This is a genomic window from Streptomyces botrytidirepellens (genome assembly GCF_003721215.1).
Lineage (GTDB): Bacteria > Actinomycetota > Actinomycetes > Streptomycetales > Streptomycetaceae > Streptomyces > Streptomyces himastatinicus.
In genome coordinates, this window is sequence record NZ_RIBZ01000875.1 from 20,499 (window position 1) to 33,831 (window position 13,333).

Annotated in this window: 12 protein-coding genes and 1 riboswitch; of the genes, 4 read left to right on the forward strand and 8 right to left on the reverse strand. The window is 75.1% G+C overall.

Features of this window, described 5'->3' with window-relative positions; all coding sequences use genetic code 11:
- Window positions 1–26: 26 nt before the first annotated feature.
- Window positions 27–176, reverse strand: a riboswitch (cobalamin riboswitch).
- 58 nt (window positions 177–234) lie between these two features.
- Genes cobG through EEJ42_RS47895 form a run of 3 tightly spaced genes read left to right on the forward strand, consistent with a single transcriptional unit; the run spans window position 235 to window position 3,826 of the window.
- Window positions 235–1,635 (forward strand): precorrin-3B synthase, encoded by a 1,401-nt coding sequence (cobG, locus tag EEJ42_RS47885; RefSeq protein WP_246097966.1) that lies wholly within the window; start codon window positions 235–237, stop codon window positions 1,633–1,635.
- 8 nt (window positions 1,636–1,643) lie between these two features.
- Window positions 1,644–2,285, forward strand: a complete 642-nt coding sequence (locus EEJ42_RS47890) for a precorrin-8X methylmutase (RefSeq protein ID WP_039940486.1) — start codon at window positions 1,644–1,646, stop codon at window positions 2,283–2,285.
- Window positions 2,282–3,826, forward strand: a complete 1,545-nt coding sequence (locus EEJ42_RS47895) for a precorrin-2 C(20)-methyltransferase (RefSeq protein WP_123108432.1) — start codon at window positions 2,282–2,284, stop codon at window positions 3,824–3,826. Before EEJ42_RS47890 ends, EEJ42_RS47895 begins: the two co-directional genes overlap by 4 nt.
- Window positions 3,827–3,838: 12 nt before the next feature.
- Here EEJ42_RS47895 and EEJ42_RS47900 read toward each other — a convergent pair whose 3' ends face one another.
- Window positions 3,839–4,600: a cobalt-precorrin-6A reductase gene (locus EEJ42_RS47900; protein WP_123108433.1), complete on the reverse strand. Its 762-nt coding sequence runs from the start codon at window positions 4,598–4,600 to the stop codon at window positions 3,839–3,841.
- Between the two features lie 35 nt (window positions 4,601–4,635).
- Between EEJ42_RS47900 and EEJ42_RS47905 the strand changes: the two genes are divergently transcribed.
- The gene (locus tag EEJ42_RS47905; RefSeq protein ID WP_123108434.1) at window positions 4,636–5,796 is read left to right on the forward strand and encodes a cobalt-precorrin-5B (C(1))-methyltransferase; all 1,161 of its coding nucleotides are present in this window, start codon (window positions 4,636–4,638) and stop codon (window positions 5,794–5,796) included.
- A gap of 207 nt (window positions 5,797–6,003) precedes the next feature.
- Here EEJ42_RS47905 and cobM read toward each other — a convergent pair whose 3' ends face one another.
- The 7 genes from cobM to EEJ42_RS47940 all read right to left on the reverse strand — a co-directional run.
- Window positions 6,004–6,774: a precorrin-4 C(11)-methyltransferase gene (gene cobM / locus EEJ42_RS47910; RefSeq protein ID WP_123108435.1), complete on the reverse strand. Its 771-nt coding sequence runs from the start codon at window positions 6,772–6,774 to the stop codon at window positions 6,004–6,006.
- The gene (gene cbiE, locus EEJ42_RS47915; RefSeq protein ID WP_123108436.1) at window positions 6,771–8,003 is read right to left on the reverse strand and encodes a precorrin-6y C5,15-methyltransferase (decarboxylating) subunit CbiE; all 1,233 of its coding nucleotides are present in this window, start codon (window positions 8,001–8,003) and stop codon (window positions 6,771–6,773) included. Before cbiE ends, cobM begins: the two co-directional genes overlap by 4 nt.
- Before the next feature lie 48 nt (window positions 8,004–8,051).
- Window positions 8,052–8,801, reverse strand: coding sequence for an acyltransferase (locus EEJ42_RS47920; protein ID WP_123108437.1), 750 nt, complete (start codon window positions 8,799–8,801; stop codon window positions 8,052–8,054).
- A gap of 60 nt (window positions 8,802–8,861) precedes the next feature.
- Window positions 8,862–9,584, reverse strand: a complete 723-nt coding sequence (locus tag EEJ42_RS47925; protein WP_123108438.1) for a (2Fe-2S)-binding protein — start codon at window positions 9,582–9,584, stop codon at window positions 8,862–8,864.
- The gene (gene meaB, locus EEJ42_RS47930) at window positions 9,585–10,589 is read right to left on the reverse strand and encodes a methylmalonyl Co-A mutase-associated GTPase MeaB (protein WP_123108439.1); all 1,005 of its coding nucleotides are present in this window, start codon (window positions 10,587–10,589) and stop codon (window positions 9,585–9,587) included. It abuts the gene before it with no gap.
- Entirely contained in the window at window positions 10,589–12,829 is a 2,241-nt protein-coding gene (gene scpA, locus EEJ42_RS47935; protein WP_123108440.1) for a methylmalonyl-CoA mutase, read from the reverse strand. Before scpA ends, meaB begins: the two co-directional genes overlap by 1 nt.
- Window positions 12,829–13,333, reverse strand: a 505-nt coding sequence (locus EEJ42_RS47940) for a cobalamin B12-binding domain-containing protein (RefSeq protein WP_425473093.1), incomplete at its 5' end; no start/stop codon positions are given. The genes scpA and EEJ42_RS47940, both read right to left, overlap by 1 nt.

Below are 13,333 nucleotides of genomic sequence, written 5' to 3' on the forward strand. Positions count from 1 at the left end.
CGCCTTCCTCGGGGTCCGCGCCCCGGGCGGGTTGGAAGACGGCGGGAGTTCCTGGCTCGCACGGCGGGCTGCCGTGCTCACAGTGGCGGGACCGCACCGGATTCGCACCGGTTTCCTCCCCTGACGCCGTCTTGTGCGTCCGGCGGGCCAGACGGCCCGCCGCAGAGCATAGTAGGCGTTGCTGACCTGGCACGGGACAGTGCGGGCCGACCGGACGTCGGTATGCTCGCCGCCATGTCCCTCCCCCCGACAACCATCCCACCTGCGGATGAAGCGCCCTCGCCGCGGGCGCGCGGACGCGATGACGCCTGCCCCGGCGCGCTGCGGCTGCACCCGGCGGACGACGGCTCCCTGGCCCGCGTCCGGATACCGGGCGGCCTGCTGACGGCCGGTCAGGCGCGGGCGCTGGCCGGGGCGAGCGAGGAGCTGGGCGACGGCTGGCTGGACCTCACCTCGCGGGGCAATCTCCAGGTCCGCGGCCTGGACGCGGCGTGCGGCGGCGAGCTGGCGGCCGCGCTCCGGGCCGCCGGGCTGCTCCCCTCCGACCGGTTCGACCGGGTGCGCAACATCGTGGCGTCCCCGCTGGGCGGCCTCGACGGCTCCGGATGCGGCGATGTCACCGCGTGGGCACGGGAGTTGGACACCGCGCTGTGCGCCGGGACATGGGAAGAGTTGTCCGGCTTGTCGGGTCGTTTCCTGTTCGCGGTGGACGACGGGCGGGGCGATGTCGCCGCACTCGGCGCGGATGTGACATTGATCGCAACGCGGGACGGCGGAGCGGTGCTGCGGGTGGGGTCCGGGGCTGGGGCCGACGGGACTGCGCTGGAGGTGCGGGGGCGGGACGCGCCGCGTGCCGCCGCGCTGGCCGCCGTGGAGTTCCTGGCCCGGGTCCGGGCGAGCGGTACGCGGGCATGGCGGGTGCGCGAACTGCCCGCGCAACACGCCGTGACCGCCGACGGCTTGGCGGCGCGACTCGCGGACGAAGGCATCGAAGCCGTACGTATCGGACGGAGAGGACCGGTCGGCGGGCCCGGCGCGCCGCCCGCGCCGGGCGTCGTGTCCGGGCCGGACGGGCGCCACGCCGTGTCGGTCCTCGTTCCCCTGGGCCGGGTCGGCGCGGCGCAGTGGCGGCTGCTCGCCGGGCTCGCCTCCCGGGGCGGGTCGGGTGAGCTGCGTGTGACACCCTGGCGCGGCGTGGTGCTCCCGGGGTTCACCGCGGACGGCGCGGCGGCCGCGGCGCGGGAGGCGGCCGACGCGGGGCTGGTGACCGATCCGGACTCCCCGTGGGTCGGGGTCGGCGCGTGCACGGGACGCCCGGGCTGCGCCAAGTCCCTGGCCGATGTGCGCGCCCACGCGACGCGCGCGGTGGCGGGCGCCCCCCGCTCCCCCGACACGCCGCAGGGTTCCCCCGGCGCGCCGCCGGTGTACTTCTCCGGCTGCGAGCGGCGCTGCGGCCACCCCGGCGGCCGCTGGGTGGACGCGCTGGCCACGTCCGATACGGACTACCGGCTCACCGTGCGCGACACGCGCGAGCCGGACGGCGCGACAAACGACGGCGCGAATGACGCCAGCGGGACAGACGTGGCAGCAGAGCAATTGGCCGACGCCGTGGCGACGGCCCGCGGAACGGCATGATCAACGACATGATCGAGGACACAGTGTTCGACTACGAGAAGGACGGGGCGGCCATCTACCGCGCCTCCTTTGCCACCATCCGCGCCGAGGCGGACCTGGGCGGCCTCCCCGCCGACGTCAGCCAGGTCGTGGTGCGGATGATCCACGCATGCGGCATGGTCGACCTGGTCAAGGACCTCGCGTACACGCCCGAGGTGGTGACGCGGGCCCGGGAGGCGCTGCGCGCCGGGGCGCCCGTGCTCTGCGACGCGCAGATGGTCGCCAGCGGCGTCACCCGCAAGCGGCTGCCCGCCGACAACGACGTGGTGTGCACGCTGTCCGACCCGGCCGTACCGGAGTTGGCGCGGCGCATGGGCACGACGCGCAGCGCCGCCGCGCTGGAGCTGTGGCGGGACCGGCTGGAGGGGTCGGTCGTGGCGGTCGGCAACGCGCCCACCGCGCTGTTCCGGCTCCTGGAGATGATCGAGCAGGGCGCGCCGCGGCCGGCCGCCGTCATCGGCGTACCGGTCGGGTTCATCGGCGCCGCCGAGTCCAAGGAGGCGCTGGCCGGGCATCCGGCGGCGCCCCACCATCTGGTGGTGCGCGGCCGACGCGGCGGCAGTGCCATCGCCGCGGCCGCGATCAACGCGATAGCGAGCGAGGAAGAGTGAGCGAGCAGCAGCGACAGGCGACGCCCGCGGCGAAGGGCCGGCTGTACGGCGTGGGCCTCGGCCCCGGTGACCCGTCCCTGATGACGGTACGGGCGGTGGAGGTCATCGCCGGGGCCGACGTGGTCGCGTACCACAGCGCCCGGCACGGCCGCAGCATCGCCCGCTCCATCGCCGAGCGGCATCTGCGGCCCGACCACATCGAGGAGCGGCTGGTCTACCCGGTCACCACGGAGGGCACCGACCATCCGGGCGGCTACCGGGGCGCGATGGAGGAGTTCTACACGGAGGCGGCGGCGCGGCTCGCCGCACACCTCGACGCGGGGCGCACGGTCGCGGTGCTGGCGGAGGGCGATCCGCTCTTCTACGGCTCGTACATGCACATGCACAAGCGGCTCGCCGACCGCTATGCCACCGAGGTGATCCCCGGCGTCACCTCGGTGAGCGCGGCCGCCGCCCGGCTGGGCGCGCCGCTGGTGGAGGGCGAGGAGGTGCTGACGGTCCTCCCGGGCACGCTGCCCGAGGAGGAGCTGACGGCGCGCCTCGCGACGACCGACGCGGCGGCGGTCATGAAGCTCGGCCGCACCTTCCCGACCGTTCGGCGCGCCCTGGAGCGTTCGGGGCGGCTCGCCGACGCGCGGTACGTGGAGCGCGCCACGATGAGCGCGGAGCGCACCGGGGCGCTGGACGAGGTCGACCCGTCGTCGGTGCCCTACTTCTCGGTGGCGGTGCTGCCGAGCCGTATCGACACACCGGGCGCCCCGGACGCCCCCGACGCCTCCGTGTCCGGGCGCCCGGGCGAGGTCGTGGTGGTGGGCCTCGGCCCGGCCGGTCCGCTGTGGCTCACCCCCGAGGCGCGCGGTGAACTGGCCGCCGCCGAGGACCTGGTCGGGTACACCACCTACCTGGACCGGGTCCCCGTACGCCCCGGGCAGCGGCGCCACCCCTCCGACAACAAGGTCGAGGCCGAGCGGGCCGAATTCGCCCTCGATCTCGCCCGGCGCGGTCGGCGTGTCGCCGTGGTCTCCTCGGGCGACCCCGGCGTGTTCGCCATGGCCACCGCCGTGCTGGAGGCCGCGTCCGAGGAGCCGTACCGCGACGTCCCGGTCCGGGTGCTGCCCGGCATGACCGCGGCCCACGCCGCGGCCGCCCGCGCGGGCGCGCCGCTCGGCCACGACTACGCCGTGGTCTCCCTGTCCGACCGGCTCAAGCCCTGGGAGGTCATCGCCGGACGGCTCCGCGCCGCGGCCGCCGCCGACCTGGTGCTCGCCCTCTACAACCCGGGCTCCCGCAGCCGGGTCTGGCAGGTCGGCAAGGCGCGCGAACTCCTCCTGGAGCACCGCGCGCCGGACACCCCGGTCGTCCTGGGCCGCGACATCGGCGGCCCCGAGGAGAGCGTCCGCATCATCCGCCTGGCCGACCTCGACCCGGCCGACGTGGACATGCGCACGATCCTCCTGGTCGGCTCCTCCCAGACGCGCACCGCGCGCCGCGGCGACGGCACCGAGATCGTCTGGACGCCACGCCGCTACCCCGAGGGGTGACGCTCCCCGGCGTCAGGGGCGTGCGGCCGTACGGAGCCAGGCGACGGCCTCGGCGGGGGTCCGGGCCACCGGAACACCCTCCGGGGCGGGCGGGCGCCGGACGACGATCACGGGGATCCCGGCGTCGCGGGCCGCGGCCAGTTTGGGTGCCGTGGCCCCGGCGCCGCTGTCCTTGGTGACCAGGACGTCGATGCGGTGGTCGCGCAGCAGGGCGGTTTCGCCTTCGAGGGTGAACGGGCCGCGGTCGAGGATCACCTCCATGCGGGGTGGAACCGGTGGCTGCGGGGCGTCGACCGAGCGCATCAGGAACCACGGGGCGGTGAGGTGGGCAAAGGCGGCCAGCCCCATGCGGCCCGTGGTGAGGAAGACCCGCTCCCCCAGCTCCGGCAGCAGCCGCGCGGCCTCCTCCAGCGAGGCCGCCGGGTGCCAGCGGTCGCCCGGGCCCGCCACCCAGCCGGGGCGGCGCAGGGCGAGCAGGGGAACATGGACGGCGGCGGCCGCACGGGCCGCGTTGTGACTGATCGTGTCGGCGAAAGGATGGGTGGCGTCGATGAGCGCGTCCACCTGGTGCTCGCGGAGCCAGCGGGCCATGCCCTCGGGGCCCCCGAACCCGCCGATCCGCACCTGCCCGGCGGGCAGTCGCGGTTCGGCGACCCGGCCCGCGAGGGAACTGGTGACGCGCAGGGCGGGATCGGCGTCCAGCTCCGCGGCGAGTCGGCGGGCCTCGGTGGTGCCGCCCAGGATGAGCACGTGGCGCGCCGGTGCGCTGTTCATCGGATGCCTTTCGTCGCCGGTGCGCCCGTCATCGTATGCGCGGCGGGTGGCCCGTGGCTGAGCCGGAGACCCGGGCGAGCGGGGGCCGCGGGGCGCAGCTGGAGCGCACCGGGCTGCGGCCCGGCTGGACCACCGGGGCGTGCGCGACGGCCGCGACGACGGCCGCGTACACCGCGCTGCTCAGCGGCGAGTTCCCCGATCCCGTGACCATCGCGCTGCCGAAGGGCCAGCGGCCCGCGTTCGCGCTGGCGGCCGAGGAGCTGGGGGCGGACCGGGCCATGGCCGCGGTCGTGAAGGACGCCGGGGACGATCCCGACGTGACGCACGGCGCGCTGGTGCGGGCGACCGTACGGGCCCTGCCGCCGGGCCGCGGCGTGGTGTTCCGGGCCGGGCCCGGCGTCGGCACCGTCACCCGGCCCGGGCTGCCGCTCGCGGTCGGCGAACCGGCCATCAATCCCGTGCCGCGCCAGATGATGAGCGACCACATCGCCGAGGTCGCCGCCCGCCACGGCGGCAGCGGTGACGTCGAGATCGAGATCTCGGTGGACCACGGCGAGGAGATCGCCCGCAGCACGTGGAACCCCCGGCTGGGCATCCTCGGCGGGCTGTCCATCCTCGGGACGACCGGCATCGTGGTGCCGTACTCCTGCTCGGCCTGGATCGACAGCATCCGGCGCGGGGTGGACGTGGCGCGGGCGGCGGGGCGGCGGCACGTGGCGGGATGTACGGGGTCGACCTCCGAGAAGGTGGCGGTGGCCGAACACGGGCTGCCCGAGGACGCCCTGCTGGACATGGGTGACTTCGCGGGCGCCGTGCTCAAGTACCTGCGCCGCCACCCGGTGGACCGGCTGACGGTCGCGGGCGGCTTCGCCAAGCTCTCCAAGCTCGCCGCGGGCCACCTCGACCTGCACTCCTCCCGCTCCCAGGTCGACAAGGCCTACCTCGCCGACCTGGCCCGCCGCGGCGGCGCGGACGAGGAACTGGCCGCGGCGGTCGCGGCGGCCAACACCGGCCTGGAGACGGTGCAGCTGTGCGCGGCCCGGGGCGTCCCCCTCGGCGACCTGGTCGCGGCGGCGGCCCGTGACACGGCCCTGGGCGTCCTGCGCGGGGCCCCGGTCGCGGTCGACGTGATCTGCATAGACCGCGCGGGCACGATCGTGGGCCGCGCCGCCTCCCGCGGACCGCGGGAGGTCTGACGGACGTCTGCCCCACCCGCGCGGGATGCGTACGCCGCCACGCGGCAGCAGCCCGCGATCGCGGTGCCGGACGCGTCACCCGACGCGGGACGCGATGCCCTCGCCGCGCAGTGCCCGCGCGGCGCCGCGCGGGCACCGGCGAGCGGTGGGGAGAGGGGTGTTCGGGTGCCTGGGCACGGCGCGTCGCGGCAGGGTGGACGGCTCCGCTCACGTACCGGGCGTGTCGCACGCCGGGTGGGGGCGGTCGCGCTCCGGGGAGTAGAGGTGGCTGTCGCGGAACTGCTCGGCGGCCAGGGTGCGGCCCACCATGATGACGGCCGTGCGCACCACACCGGCCGCCTTCACCTGGTCCGCGATGTCCGCGAGGGTGCCGCGCAGCACCAGTTCGTCGGGGCGGCTGGCCATGGCGACCACGGCGGCCGGGCAGTCGGGGCCGTAGTGCGGGAGGAGTTCGCCGACCACGCGGTCCACGTAGCGGGCGGCGAGGTGCAGGACGAGCAGGGCGCGGCTGCGGCCGAGGGTGGCGAGATCCTCGCCGTCGGGCATGGGGGTGGCCTGCTGGGCGATGCGGGTGAGGATGACGGTCTGGCCGACGGTCGGCACGGTCAGCTCCCGGCCCAGCGCCGCGGCCGCGGCGGCGAAGGCGGGGACGCCGGGGACGACCTCGTACGGGATCCCGGCCGCGTCGAGGCGCCGCATCTGCTCCGCGACGGCGCTGAAGACCGACGGATCGCCGGAGTGGAGGCGGGCCACGTCGTGGCCCGCCTCGTGCGCGGCGGCGAACTCGGCGGTGATCTGGTCGAGGTCGAGCCCGGCGGTGTCGACGAGCCGGGCGTCCGGCGGGCATTCGGCCAGCAGTTCGGGCGGGACGAGGCTGCCCGCGTAGAGGCACACCCGGCAGCGCCCGAGGGTCCGCGCGCCGCGCAGGGTGATGAGATCGGCGGCGCCGGGGCCCGCGCCGATGAAGTACACCGTCATCGTGTTTCTCCGCGTTTGGTGGTGGACCACTGGGTGACCGGCATCGCCTGGCGCCATCCCGTGAAGCCGCCCACGGGGGCGGCGTGGGAGACGGCGAGGCGGACCAGGTCGCCGCCGTGGCGGGTGTACCAGGTGGTGAGCAGGGCTTCGGATTCGAGGGTCACGGTGTTGACCACGAGGCGGCCGCCCGGCGGGAGGGCGTCCCAGCAGGTCTCCAGCAGGCCGGGGGTGGTGGCGCCGCCGCCGACGAAGACGGCGTCGGGCGTGGGCAGGCCGTCCAGGGCGGCCGGGGCGGCGCCGGTGACGACGCGCAGCGCGGGGACGCCGAGGGCGGTGGCATTGCGGGTGATGCGGTCGGCGCGTACCGGATCGCGTTCGACGGACACCGCGCGGCAGGCGGGGTGTGCGCGCATCCACTCCACGCCGATGGAGCCGGAGCCGCCGCCGACGTCCCACAGCAGTTCGCCCGGGGCGGGGGCGAGGGCGGCGAGGGTGGCGGCGCGGATGTGGCGCTTGGTCAGCTGGCCGTCGTGTTCGTACGCGGCGTCCGGCAGCCCGGGGACGGCGGACAGGTGCCGGGTGTCCGCGGCCGGGGCGCAGTCGAGGGCGATGACGTTGAGGGGGTCGCCGGGCGGGTGGGGCCACGCCTCGGCGGTGCCCTCGACGGCGTGTTCCCGTGCGCCGCCCAGCTGTTCCAGGACCCGCATCCGGGTCGGGCCGAAGCCGCGGTCCCGCAGCAGCCCGGCGACCTCGGCCGGGGTCCCGGCACCGGCGCTGAGGACGAGCAGCCGGCGGCCCGGGTACAGGGCGCGGGACAGGGTGGCGAGGGGGCGGCCGACGAGGCTGATCACCTCGGTGGCCTCCTGCGCCCAGCCGAGCCGCGCGCAGGCGTAGGAGACGGACGACGGATGCGGCAGCACCCGCAGCGCGCCGGGGCCGAGCAGCTCGGTGAGGGTGCGGCCGATGCCGAAGAACATCGGGTCGCCGCTCGCCAGCACACAGACCCGGCGCCCGGCGTGTTCGGCGAGCAGCCCGGGCACGGCGGGGCGCAGGGGAGACGGCCAGGGCACCCGCTCGGCGGCGCAGTCCGGTGGCAGCAGGTCGAGTTGGCGCGGTCCGCCGATGACGACCTCGGCCGTACGCAGCGCCTCGCGACCGGCCGGGGCGAGCCCGTCCCATCCGTCGGCGCCGATGCCGATGACGGTCAGGGGGGTGGGTGGTGGGCTCACAGGTGTTCCTCGTGGTGGTTCGGGGGCGGCTGCAACTCTACTGACCTGCTAGGACGCTCCCGCCTCCGGCTCCGCCTCGGCCAGCGCCAGCAGCTGCTCCGCCGTCATCCCGGCCGGTATCGGCTCGGGCGCGGGCGTCCGCAGCGGCGGCTGCCAGCCGTCCTCGGGAGCCCACCGCCGGATGACGCGGGCGGGCGCTCCGGCGACCACGGCGTGGTCGGGCACCTCGCCCCGTACGACCGCACCGGCCGCGACGACGACGTTGCGGCCCAGCCGCGCCCCGGGCAGGATCACCGCGCCCGCGCCCAGCCAGCTTCCGGAGCCGACCTCGACGGGGGCGGAGCGCGGCCACTGGCGGCCGATGGGCTGGTGGGGGTCGTCGTACGAATGGTTGTCGCTGGTCACGTAGATGTACGGGCCGCAGAACACGTCGTCGCCGAACACCACGGACCGTGAGGCGATGACATGGCTGCCGCGGCCCAGGACCACGCCGTTGCCGAGGCGCAGGATGGGGCCGGGGCCGAGGTCGAGGCCGGGCATCATGCCCGCGGTGAGGGTGACCTGTTCGCCGACCACGCAGTGCTCGCCGAGTTCGATCCACGCTTCGCCGAAGATGGTGCCCTGGGGGAACGCCAGCCGGGTCCCGGTGCCGATGCGCGCGAAGCGGTACGGGCCGGGCCGCTCGGCGGTCACCGCGCCCGCGCTCTGCACGGCGCGCCATCCGCGGTGCACCATCCGGGAGGTGACGCGGCGGCGCCACGCCCGCCAGGATGAGAACACGTTCTCGTTCTTCGGCATGTGCACACCGTATCCGGCCGCCGCGCGCCGCGGTACGCGGTCACCGCCCGCGGTACGCGGTCACCGCCTCAGGACGCAGTCACCGCACAGGCCGCCGCCCGGCACCCGGTAGTACAGGCAGCAGCTGTGGCGCCGGAAGGCGAACGGCGCGGTGGTCAACTCCCCCGCATCCCGCAGCGGCGGGTACGCGAACTGGGCGCGGGCCACGGCCAACGCCCGCTCCCCCGCCTCGTACCGGCCGCGCGCCCGGCACCAGTCGTGCAGCACCCGCAGCGAACCCACCAGCGCCGAGGCCGCGTTGCCCCACAGCAGCCGGTCCGAGACCCGGTACGCGCGGCCGACGGCGTGGTGCAGCGGCGTCAGATGCGCGTACGCGGACTCGGCGAGCTGTCCGGCGAGCCCGCCGGGTTCGCCCATCGCCCGCGGCGGGCCGGTCCACCACAGGTCGTCCGGGGCGGTGCGCGCGGGGTTCCACCACAGCTGGTCGGGGCGGAGGTCGTACACGGTGCCGGAGAGGGCCGCGGGGCCGAGCGCGAGCGACCAGACGCGGGCGGCGAGCCCCTGGAAGGCGAGGGAGGCCGCGACCCTCGGCTCCTCGGTGCCCAGGCTCGCGGCGACCGCCTCCACCCGGCCGCGCAGCAGGGGCGCGGCGGTGTCCTCGCCGGTCAGCCGGTAGGCCTCGCCGATCCGTACGTATCCTTCCGCACGCGGATCGCCGGAGGCGGGGCCGGTGCGCAGCGCGAAGAACGGCCCCACCTCGGCGGCCCATCCCACGGTCGGCACTCAGCCGTCGGACGGCTCGGTCGGCGTACGGAACGCCTCCAGCAGCCGGTCAGCGGCCAGCGTCGCCGTCAGCGTGCCGTCGCGGACCTCCTGTTCGAGGCCGGGCGCGAGTCGGCGCACCTCGGGGTGGGCGTGCAGCCGGGCGAGCAGCTGGTCGCGCACCATGGACCAGGTCCAGCCGACCTGCTGGTCGCGGCGCTTGGCCTCCAGCGCGCCGGTGGCCTCCAGCACCCGGCGGTGCTGCTCCAGCCGCTCCCACACCACGTCGAGCCCGGTGTTCTCGCGCGCCGAGCAGGTGAGCACCGGCGGGTTCCACGGGGCGTCCGGGGGCTGCAACAGCCGCAGCGCACCCGCCAGTTCGCGGGCCGCGGACTTGGCGTCCCGGGCGTGCGGGCCGTCCGCCTTGTTGATGGTGACCACGTCGGCCAGCTCCAGCACGCCCTTCTTGATGCCCTGCAACTGGTCGCCGGTGCGGGCCAGGGAGAGCAGCAGGAAGGTGTCGACCATGCCCGCGACGGCGGTCTCGGACTGGCCCACCCCGACGGTCTCCACGAGCACCACGTCGTAGCCCGCGGCCTCCATCACCACCATGGACTCGCGGGTGGCGCGGGCGACCCCGCCGAGCGTCCCGGCGCTCGGCGAGGGCCGTACGAAGGCGTTCGGGTCGACGGCCAGCCGCTCCATCCGGGTCTTGTCGCCCAGGATGGAGCCGCCGGTCCGGCTGGAGGACGGGTCGACGGCGAGCACCGCCACCCGGTGGCCGAGCCCGGTGAGCATGGTGCCCAGGGCGTCGATGAAGGTCGACTTGCCCACCCCGGGCACCCCGCTGATGCCGACCCGCCGCGCCCCGCCGGTGTGCGGCAGCAGCTCGATCAGCAGCCGCTGGGCGAGGTCGCGGTGGTCGGCCCGGGTGGACTCGACGAGGGTGATGGCGCGGGCGATGTACGCACGCTTGCCGTCGAGCACGCCCTTGGCGTACTCGTCGATGTCGATCGTCCGTGGCATTACAGCTCGTGGCCGAGGTCGGCGGCCAGCTTCCGCACCAGGTCGTGGGCGGCGTCCGGGATGACCGTGCCCGGCAGGAAGACGGCGGCGGCACCGGCCTCGTGCAGGGTCTGGACGTCCTGCGGCGGGATGACGCCCCCGACGACGACGGTGATGTCCTCGCGGCCCGCCTCGGCCAGCTGCTCGCGCAGCGCGGGCACCAGCGTGAGGTGGCCGGCGGCCAGCGACGAGACGCCGACGATGTGCACATCGGCCTCCACCGCCTGCCGGGCGACCTCCTCCGGCGTCTGGAACAGCGGGCCGACGTCGACGTCGAAGCCCAGGTCGGCGAAGGCGGTCGCGATCACCTTCTGGCCGCGGTCGTGCCCGTCCTGGCCCATCTTGGCGACCAGGATGCGGGGGCGGCGGCCCTCGGCGCTCTCGAACTTCTCCACCAGCGCACGGGTGCGGTCCACACCGGACGACGGTCCGGCCTCGTCTCGATACACACCGGAGATCGTACGGATCTGGCCGGAGTGGCGGCCATAGACCTTCTCCAGCGCGTCGGAGATCTCCCCGACGGTGGCCATGGCGCGCGCGGCGTCCACGGCGAGCGCCAGCAGGTTGCCCTCAAGACCGCTGCCGGGGCCGGACTCGGCGGCGGCGGTGAGCGCGCGCAGCGCGTCCTGGCAGGCGGTCTCGTCGCGCTCGGCGCGCAGCCGCCGCAGCTTCTCGATCTGCTGGGCGCGCACCGAGGAGTTGTCGACCTTGAGGACCTCGATCTGCTCGTCGCTGTCGACCCGGTACTTGTTGACGCCGATCACCGGCTGGCGCCCGGAGTCGATCCGCGCCTGGGTGCGGGCCGCGGCCTCCTCGACGCGCATCTTGGGGATGCCCGCGTCGATGGCCTTGGCCATGCCCCCGGCCGCCTCGACCTCCTCGATGTGCTGCCAGGCCCGCCGCGCCAGGTCGTGGGTGAGCTTCTCGACGTAGGCACTGCCGCCCCACGGGTCGATCACCCGCGTGGTGCCCGACTCCTGCTGGAGCAGCAGCTGGGTGTTGCGGGCGATGCGGGCGGAGAAGTCGGTGGGCAGGGCGAGGGCCTCGTCCAGGGCGTTGGTGTGCAGCGACTGGGTGTGGCCCTGAGTGGCGGCCATGGCCTCGACACACGTCCGGGTCACGTTGTTGTAGACGTCCTGCGCGGTCAGCGACCAGCCGGAGGTCTGCGAATGGGTGCGCAGCGACAGCGACTTGGGGTTCTTCGGGTCGAACTGCTTGACCAGCTTGGCCCACAGCAGCCGGGCCGCCCGCAGCTTGGCGATCTCCATGAAGAAGTTCATGCCGATCGCCCAGAAGAACGACAGCCGCGGCGCGAACGCGTCCACGTCCATCCCGGCGTCGAGCCCGGCCCGCAGGTACTCCACCCCGTCCGCGAGGGTGTACGCCAGCTCCAGGTCGGCCGTGGCCCCGGCCTCCTGGATGTGGTAGCCGGAGATGGAGATGGAGTTGTAGCGCGGCATCCGCTGCGAGGTGAAGGCGAAGATGTCGGAGATGATCCGCATCGACGGCTGCGGCGGATAGATGTAGGTGTTGCGGACCATGAACTCCTTGAGGATGTCGTTCTGAATGGTCCCGGCCAGCTTCTCGGGCGGTACGCCCTGCTCCTCGGCGGCCACGATGTAGAGCGCGAGGATGGGCAGCACCGCGCCGTTCATCGTCATCGACACCGACATCCGGTCCAGCGGGATGCCGTCGAAGAGCTGCCGCATGTCGTAGATCGAGTCGATGGCCACGCCCGCCATGCCGACGTCACCGGTGACCCGGGGGTGGTCGCTGTCGTAGCCGCGGTGGGTGGGCAGGTCGAAGGCGACCGACAGGCCCTTCTGCCCGGCCGCCAGGTTGCGGCGGTAGAACGCGTTGGACTCCTCCGCGGTGGAGAAGCCCGCGTACTGCCGGATCGTCCAGGGCTGGTTGACGTACATCGTCGGGTACGGGCCGCGCAGATACGGCGCCACGCCCGGGTAGGTGTCCAGGAAGTCCACCCCGTCCAGGTCCTCCGCGGTGTACAGCGGCTTGACGCCGATGCCCTCCGGGGTGTCCCACACCAGGTCCTCGACGCCCTTGCCGACGCTGTCCTGCACCGCGGCGGCCCAGGCGGCGGAACCGGCATCGCCGCCGGACACCGCCTCGTCGGCCGGTCCCTCGAACTCGACGGCCGAGAAATCCGGGATCCCGCCCGCTTCCACCGGACTGCCGCCCATCACCGCACCCCCATGATGTCCAGAGCCGAGGACAGCACCTCGACCGCGTCACAGCCGGCGAAGACGAAACCGTCCACCCCGGCCCGCTCGTACTCGTCTTGAAGTGTCCCAGGCCGTCCGGCCAGCAGGACCCGGGCCGCCCCGGCGGCCTTGAGGCGCTCGGCGACGGCCACCGCCTGCTCCGCGTACACCGTGTCGCTGGAGCACAGGCACGCCACCGTGGCGCCGCTCGCGGCGAACGCCTCGGCCACCGACTCGGCGTCGACCGTGGCCGGTTCCTGCACGGCCTCGATGCCGCCCGCCTGGAAGAGGTTGGTGGCGAAGGAGGCGCGGGCGGTGTGCACGGCCGCGGGTCCCAGTGCGGCCAGGAACACCCGGGGCCGGGCGCCCCGGTCGGCCAGCTGCGCGTCGGAGCGGGCGCGCAGCGCCTCGTACGCCTCGTCGCGGCGCACCCGCGGCAGCCCGCCGCCGGACCGCTCGGGCGCGGCCTCGCGCCGGACGGGC

Excerpts from the sequence above, each read along its gene's own strand:
- cobG (WP_246097966.1), top strand. The coding sequence starts at position 235 with ATGTCCCTCCCCCCGACAACCATCCCACCTGCGGATGAAGCGCCCTCG.
- EEJ42_RS47890 (WP_039940486.1), top strand. The coding sequence starts at position 1,644 with ATGATCGAGGACACAGTGTTCGACTACGAGAAGGACGGGGCGGCCATC.
- EEJ42_RS47900 (WP_123108433.1), bottom strand. The coding sequence starts at position 4,600 with ATGAACAGCGCACCGGCGCGCCACGTGCTCATCCTGGGCGGCACCACC.
- EEJ42_RS47905 (WP_123108434.1), top strand. The coding sequence starts at position 4,636 with ATGCGCGGCGGGTGGCCCGTGGCTGAGCCGGAGACCCGGGCGAGCGGG.
- cobM (WP_123108435.1), bottom strand. The coding sequence starts at position 6,774 with ATGACGGTGTACTTCATCGGCGCGGGCCCCGGCGCCGCCGATCTCATC.
- EEJ42_RS47920 (WP_123108437.1), bottom strand. The coding sequence starts at position 8,801 with ATGCCGAAGAACGAGAACGTGTTCTCATCCTGGCGGGCGTGGCGCCGC.
- meaB (WP_123108439.1), bottom strand. The coding sequence starts at position 10,589 with ATGCCACGGACGATCGACATCGACGAGTACGCCAAGGGCGTGCTCGAC.
- scpA (WP_123108440.1), bottom strand. The coding sequence starts at position 12,829 with ATGGGCGGCAGTCCGGTGGAAGCGGGCGGGATCCCGGATTTCTCGGCC.